Raw genomic sequence first — 6,324 nt, forward strand, 5'->3', positions numbered from 1 at the left:
ATCATGCGGCGTATATACTCCCATCGCTCTACAGGGCCGGACTGGTTACCGAAGCCAAAGCTCGGGCCAACGCCAACACGTTGGATTTCCACCGGACTCCCGGGGCGATCCGAGATCGTGAGCACCAGACTCGCTTCCCGGCGAGGCACTTGCCCGGTAAAGATCGTATAGCTAACAATCTCCGCGCCTACGCAATCCCAATCATACGACTGCACTTCGCAACGCGGTCGCGCAAAAATATTCCAGCACCACTGCCACCAAGGGAGCCCAATTGACTTGAATATGTGGACCTTCCTTGCGCGGCAATCAAACAAAACAGGCTCGGCTCGATAGCCAACCCAGTCGCTCTGTATAAGAGACAAAAGAATCAAGAGCATGACTAATTCAGTGATTGTCATCCAGCTGAATCCGAAAACAAAAAAAGAAAGATACAGCCCATAGCCTACTGTAAAGACACCAACCCAACCTCCGCTACTGGCGTACCCGCGCATGGCACTCATCTGATCGACGAACGATACTCCATACTCGTAAACATCGAGGACACCGCCGTGCGAGGACGCTCGCGAAGACGCTTGGTGATTCCTGTCGGGAAGCTTCAGCGCAGTAGATGGCGCAGTTGTATCTTGCTGCATCATGTTTCCTGGTTAATACGAACAATATGAACGAGACCGAATCAGTCCTCTTCCCACACCTCGCCCTGCGCCAAGGGCTGCGGCTCTCCGGCTTCCAAAATAGAATAGATCAGCCGAACAGCATTGTACTTGTTATCAATGGGCACCTCGATCTTTGCCGAGTGGAGCCCTTCGGCATCCTCACTAGGCTCAAGCAAGAGTTGTGGGGTAGAGCCGCTGGCAATCTCCACGCCGGCAGGTATCGAGGCCAGCGTCCGATCCGGCATCGATTCGTGTGCTTCCAGCCGGTACCTCAGCACACGCTCGCCCGGCTTCCAGTTCGCCACGGAAATCGTTGCAAGAATCGCATCCTTGCTGAACACGTTGTCCTGCCAGTTGTCGATGCTCGCCCACAGCCCGATGGCCAACGCGCCCAGCGCAAGAAGTTCCTGATCCAGCCCCTTCGCAGTCCACTCGTCCTCATCCGGAATCGGTGAGCCACCGAACCTTCCCTCAGAACGCTCGTGCTTGCCGAAGAAGCTCCTGTCCAGGAACTTTTCATTCTCGTCGTGCTCGAGGCTGGCTGCATACAGTGCCCAAGCAATGCCTATAATCAGCAGCACAACACCTACACCTGTGGCACTAGCCCCAACTAGTGCGCCGGCAGAGGTACGGATGGCCACGCCGCCAAGAATGCGCATTGCAACCTGCTGCCCCACTCTTGCAGCCACCGCAGCCTTCCAACTAATGACCGACCCCCCAATCATGGCGATACCTGACGCTGTCAGAAGTTGCGACGCAATCCGATAGTTATGTGCTGCCTCAAGCTGCCCTTCCCTTTCAGTTCGCTGAGAACTGATATAAGCGGAAATACCACTCATTAGAGTGCCGACACCTGCACTAGCACCCGCAAGCATACGGAACATGATCGCGCGGTTTACCTCTACTGCAAGCAGAGATGCGGCCACAGGCGCCCCACGTTGACCCGCAGATTCGGAGACGAAGGCCGCTATTTCCATAGCCCCCCCAAAGGTTCCAGCAACGCCACCCACCACGTTCACTGATGCGTCGGCAAAATTGAAGCCTGAGGTTCCACCCAGCTTGAGAATCGCATCCCAGAACTGTCGTATTGAGAAAAAAATTCCCAGACCAGAGAATACAACTTCGCGAGCTGCCAAGCCGGCGAGGCCGCGCTGGCGATAAATCGTATTGCTCTGGACAAGTCGCTCCGCCATGTCCGACGGCAGTTGCGCAACACCCGAGGCTTCGCCGATATTGTAAAGAGGCGTGACGTTGGATTTGCCCGCCGCGCGCTCCAACGTCGCCTTTTCGACGATGATCGGGACGGTAATGTCAGCACTGAATTCCGGGCGTTTCTTCAGGGCTTCAAAGAATTTCTTGGAGTTCCTCGCCCCTTGCCGCGATGCTCCACGCGATCCCGTTCCTCTGCCGGTAACCTCGAAAGCGCCTGCGCCCAGCGGATCGCCCTTTGCGATGGCGTCAAGGTACTCGCCCGCCTTCATCCGCACATTGATCGAATAGTGCTCTTTACCTGTGTCGATGTAGTCCCAAAGCGCAGCAGCCCGCACCCACACGATTTCACTTTTGGCAATAGCAGCTAATTCTGACGCCGCAGCGGCGGCGCCCGCCCCCTTGGCATTCTTCAAGGCGCGTGTTCGGTTCTCGCTCGCGACCTGCTGCATCGAGCCCACCAGACTTTCCACGGAACTGACCGCGCTCTGCTGATAAGCTCGAAACTCAGCCCACCATGATTTAGGCAACATGGCTCCGCCCAGTATTGCCGAGTAGACGGTACCGGCATTCCCGGGGGCTATCGCCGTGCCAGCAAATCAAACCCATCCAGTAGAGCGCCGGCGAACCAGTTCTTCTGGTCGGAAGGATCTAGCTTGAAGAATGTGTTGAGAAGATCAAAGGATTTATCAGAGACCGCCCCTCCACCATAGAAGCACTCGACGGAGCGCAGCCTCGCTACAGCGTTTGCTACCGAGTCACGAATCTGCGCAGGCTGCTGCGATCGTGCTGGTTTACGGCTGCCGAAGTCATTCGCGCACACGATTCCAGGCCACGGACCGGAGGAAAATTGCGCGAAATCCGCGTCAATCGCCCTCACGGCAGTCTCCCATTCATTGCTATCCTGGGCATACTGCTGGTTGAACTGGCTCAAGGCATCAACGTTGAGACGCTTACGATAGCGCTCGAGCTTGTCCTTCACCCGTTTAGCGCCGTGGTACCGTCCGTTGGCTCTCAGGTACTCCTCGGAAAGCTGTGTGCCACCGAGCGGCTCGGACTTCCAGCGATCGTCATAGTCGTCCGGATCATTCGTCTGGGAGAACTTGGACACAGTCATGCGCGGCTTGTTTGTGGCGGGGTCGATGGATGGAACCCAGCGCGCCTTGTGCCAAACATTCAATCCGCCATTTTTCTCCAGCGGTTCATTCACGGCCTTGCCGTACTTCCGTTGGAACTCACGCTCGGTGATGAGAAATGCACCCTCCTCGCGGTTCATTTCGCCTGCGCGCTGGATCGCCATCGGCGTCTGCATGCCTTCCCACTCGGCCCGCTCCCGTGCCCAGGTTTCCACATAGGCTACGTGGGTGGCCGACTGACGCTTCCACGCCCGCACTCGGTCGATGCCGCTTCCGTCCACGCGGGCACCGCCGCCCTTCCAGCCTTCGTAGCGCTGGCGTGCCATGAAGCGCAGGGTGTTGTGATCATCGGCAACGCCCACGGGATCCGGTATGACCAAGGCCACACCCTTCCCCAGTGGCGTCTCTGCCGAAGCCGCCGCCATTGCTGCGCTCAGCGCGCCGGCACCAGAGGAAAGATCCAGCACGGCACGTGGTACGAATTCATGCAGCCGTGCCTGGAACGCTGCAGGTGTGAAGTCAGCGACACCGCGGAGGCTGTCTTCGCTTACGACCATGCCGAAGTGAACTGCCTTGCCGCTGCCCACGTTGCCCTGAATGGCCTGTTGGACGTCGAGCTCAGTCATCCGCTGCGTTCGGCAGCTTTCGGTGTCAGCCTCGAACGCGGCAAGGACATCCGGCGTCCAACGATGCTGACTGAAGGCTATCCAGACCTTGTCCAGCTTCGGATCGAGCGTGATGAAGCGCGGTTTGACGTTGCTGTGGCCTTCTCGCCTGCATGAAGTCAGTGCCGTCTCATCGGGCTTGGGTGGCATCGCATTTACCGGCATGCGGTTCAGCATGCCGTCGGTTCCGACAACGTAGGCGTCCCAGGTATTGTCCGGCTTGTAGATGTACAGGTATCCGGTGGGCAGGGTCCGCAGGTAGTACCAGGTCGCCGAGCCATCCGGAGCATTCAGCGCTTTTCCCAAGCGCACCAGTTCGGCAACTGATGCTGCATCGGCTGACAGCCACTTGTTCATATAGCCAGGCGCGGGCGCAAAGCAAAGAGGCAGGATGGCCAGCCCCTGCTTGCCAGTGCAGTTCCGGCATTGGCCTGGCGTTTCACCCTTGCTGTTCGCTGCCGCGCGAACGGCAGTGGAGACGGCGGGTGTAGCTTGCTTATCGGTCATGACGGCTCCCTTGCCTGATACTTGTCTCATCCACTGAGTCGCGGATTTCCTGCAGTTGAACATCGGTCAATTGCGCCATTCCGGAGGCAAAACGACCGGGCATGCCCCGCGCGTCCTCCATAAGCGATGAAACGTACGCGTGCGCGTGGAAACGCGGCCCAAGCAGGAAACTGCACGTGGCGTGGACCAGACAATCCTCCTGCGCCGTCAAACCCGCTCGCTGCGCCTGCATCAGCGCACTGTCCAGCTGCGCGTCCTCCGGAGGAGTTCCCGCGCCCCATTGACGGGACTGGAAACGCAACTGTTGCAGCCAAGGAACGCGCTCCAGTTCTTTGAGCTGCTCGCGAGACATGGAGAACGGCTCTGGGCCCGAGCTTTTTTCTGCACCGAGCTCCAGCGCGTGCATGCGACCTGCCGGGTGCAAGAACAGCCAGCCCAAGGCAGGATGAATGAGCGCGCGCTGTTGGTTGGGAGACAGGATGCCTGCCAGCTGCCCCATGACCCTGGGGTCGAAATAGCGGAAATAGAGCGGCTTGCCGCTACTGCCGACAACGGTTGCGCATGCAGCCAAGCCTCGCAGCAATGCAGTGGGGTTGGACGCCGTCGTGGAATCCACAGGCAACCACCCACAGATCGCCCTGCTGCTGCGGGCCGATTCAATCCCCTCCAGACATTCCCTGGCTGCCAGTTCGAGCGTCTTGCTGACCAATCGTTCCTGTATGCGCTCATCGCCTATCACGATCAGATAAGGGCTGTTGGACGGTGAAATATCAGGATGGCTGATCGGAATCCGCATTCGGAGCGAAGCGCTCGGCAGGTGGTCTGACAATCCGTCCCACGGATCGGTCAGCGTGGGATCCACAACGACCGCAAGCGCGTGGGTGCTGCAACGCTCAAGTGCACTCCTGAGAGCCAGCGTGGCGTGCTCGGCCAGCTGTTCGGGTGATGACGGCCAACTGCTCATGCCAGAGCCGCACCGGTACTCGCCGCTTCACGGATGCGCTCCGCGCAGCCTTTGCCCTCGGCGCTCGGCAGCTTCGCCTCCCCCGCCACACTCGCCGGTCCCACCCACTCCCGCTGGCTCGCCTTGAACTCCACCTTCCCCGGCGCGCCCAGCTCGATGTTGTCACCCTCGATCCGGATGTAGGCCCCCGCCGCCGTCGCCAGCAGGTGCTTGCTCGGCGCCGACAGCATCACGTCCGCCTCGGTACTGGCGATACGCACCTGGGTCTTGGCCGCCACGATCGCCTGGTTCTTGTGCGCGCGTGCGCTTACCTTGCCCTGCGCGGCGTGCAGTGCGATGCCGCGTTCCTGGTTCGGGCTCTCGCCGCTGGGCTGCACACCGGCGGTGTACAGCACCAAGCCACCGGCAACCGCTAGGGTCAGCGACCCCTGCGTCATCCAGTTCAGCGCCACGCCGCTGGCCAATGTGGTGTGCGTGCCGCTCACCCAGACCTGGTCGGCCGGGGTCAGGCCAAGCACGCCGGCCACGCCACTGCCCAGCAGAATCGGGGCGCTCCAGCCGGGTGCTTCGCCATCACCCCCGGTGATGCTGCCGGCCGTGCTGCCGCTGTGGGTCGCACGCAGGTGTTCCTGCAGCTCGCCCAGCGTAGTGTCCGCAGGCAGCTCGGCCGGGTCGCTGGGCAGCTGCGCCTGCTGGTTGGCCGCCGATTCGGCCAGCTGCTGCAGCAGTTGCTGCCCTTCCTGCAGCTGGGCCAGCGCCTGCGGTGCGGCCATCTGTGGCGTGCCCTGCTCGGTGGTCAGCAGCAGGCCGCGGCCCGCGCGCAGTGCACCCTGTGCCTGCGTGGCCAGCTCCACGCCAAAGCCACGCTCGCCGTCGCGCACGTTGTCCTGGCCGCCCTTCAGGTGGCCCAGCGTCAGCGTGGTTTCGTGCTGGGTGGTGGACAGTTGCGCACGGCCCTGCCCCGGCGTGTCGTCAAACCGCAGCTGCTGGTAGCCGCCGGTGCCGCCCTGGCTGTCGGCCAGCGCCTGGCTCTTGAAGTCGGTATACACCGCCGCGTGGTCATTGCCCTCGAACCACGCCGCCGCGTTGCCGGTAGCGTTGCCGCCACCGCCATTGATCTGGTTGTGCTGCGCATCCTGCTGGCCACGGCCGTTGTAGACCGCACCGACCACCACCGGGCGATCGATGTC

Annotated in this window: 5 protein-coding genes; all 5 read right to left on the reverse strand. The window is 60.9% G+C overall.

Annotated features, from left to right (window positions below):
• The coding region (locus QMZ26_RS21100) for a DUF6708 domain-containing protein (protein ID WP_283222580.1) at positions 1 to 632 on the reverse strand (632 nt) is incomplete at its 3' end.
• A gap of 41 nt (positions 633 to 673) precedes the next feature.
• Entirely contained in the window at positions 674 to 2,314 is a 1,641-nt protein-coding gene (locus QMZ26_RS21105) for a hypothetical protein (RefSeq protein WP_283222581.1), read from the reverse strand.
• 128 nt (positions 2,315 to 2,442) lie between these two features.
• Positions 2,443 to 4,170 carry a T6SS effector BTH_I2691 family protein gene (locus QMZ26_RS21110; protein ID WP_283222582.1) on the reverse strand — a complete coding sequence of 576 codons (1,728 nt, stop codon included), beginning with the start codon at positions 4,168 to 4,170 and terminating at the stop codon, positions 2,443 to 2,445.
• Positions 4,160 to 5,134: a DUF4123 domain-containing protein gene (locus QMZ26_RS21115; protein ID WP_283222583.1), complete on the reverse strand. Its 975-nt coding sequence runs from the start codon at positions 5,132 to 5,134 to the stop codon at positions 4,160 to 4,162. The genes QMZ26_RS21110 and QMZ26_RS21115 overlap by 11 nt, the downstream gene beginning before the upstream one ends.
• Positions 5,131 to 6,324: type VI secretion system Vgr family protein (locus QMZ26_RS21120; protein ID WP_283222584.1), on the reverse strand; the 1,194-nt coding region annotated here is incomplete at its 5' end. The genes QMZ26_RS21120 and QMZ26_RS21115, both read right to left, overlap by 4 nt.

The sequence above is a fragment of the Stenotrophomonas sp. PFBMAA-4 genome, from assembly GCF_030053215.1.
GTDB lineage: Bacteria > Pseudomonadota > Gammaproteobacteria > Xanthomonadales > Xanthomonadaceae > Stenotrophomonas.

Coding starts and splice junctions, on each gene's coding strand:
- QMZ26_RS21105 (WP_283222581.1), bottom strand. CDS start 2,314: ATGCAGCAGGTCGCGAGCGAGAACCGAACACGCGCCTTGAAGAATGCC.
- QMZ26_RS21115 (WP_283222583.1), bottom strand. CDS start 5,134: ATGAGCAGTTGGCCGTCATCACCCGAACAGCTGGCCGAGCACGCCACG.
- QMZ26_RS21110 (WP_283222582.1), bottom strand. CDS start 4,170: ATGACCGATAAGCAAGCTACACCCGCCGTCTCCACTGCCGTTCGCGCG.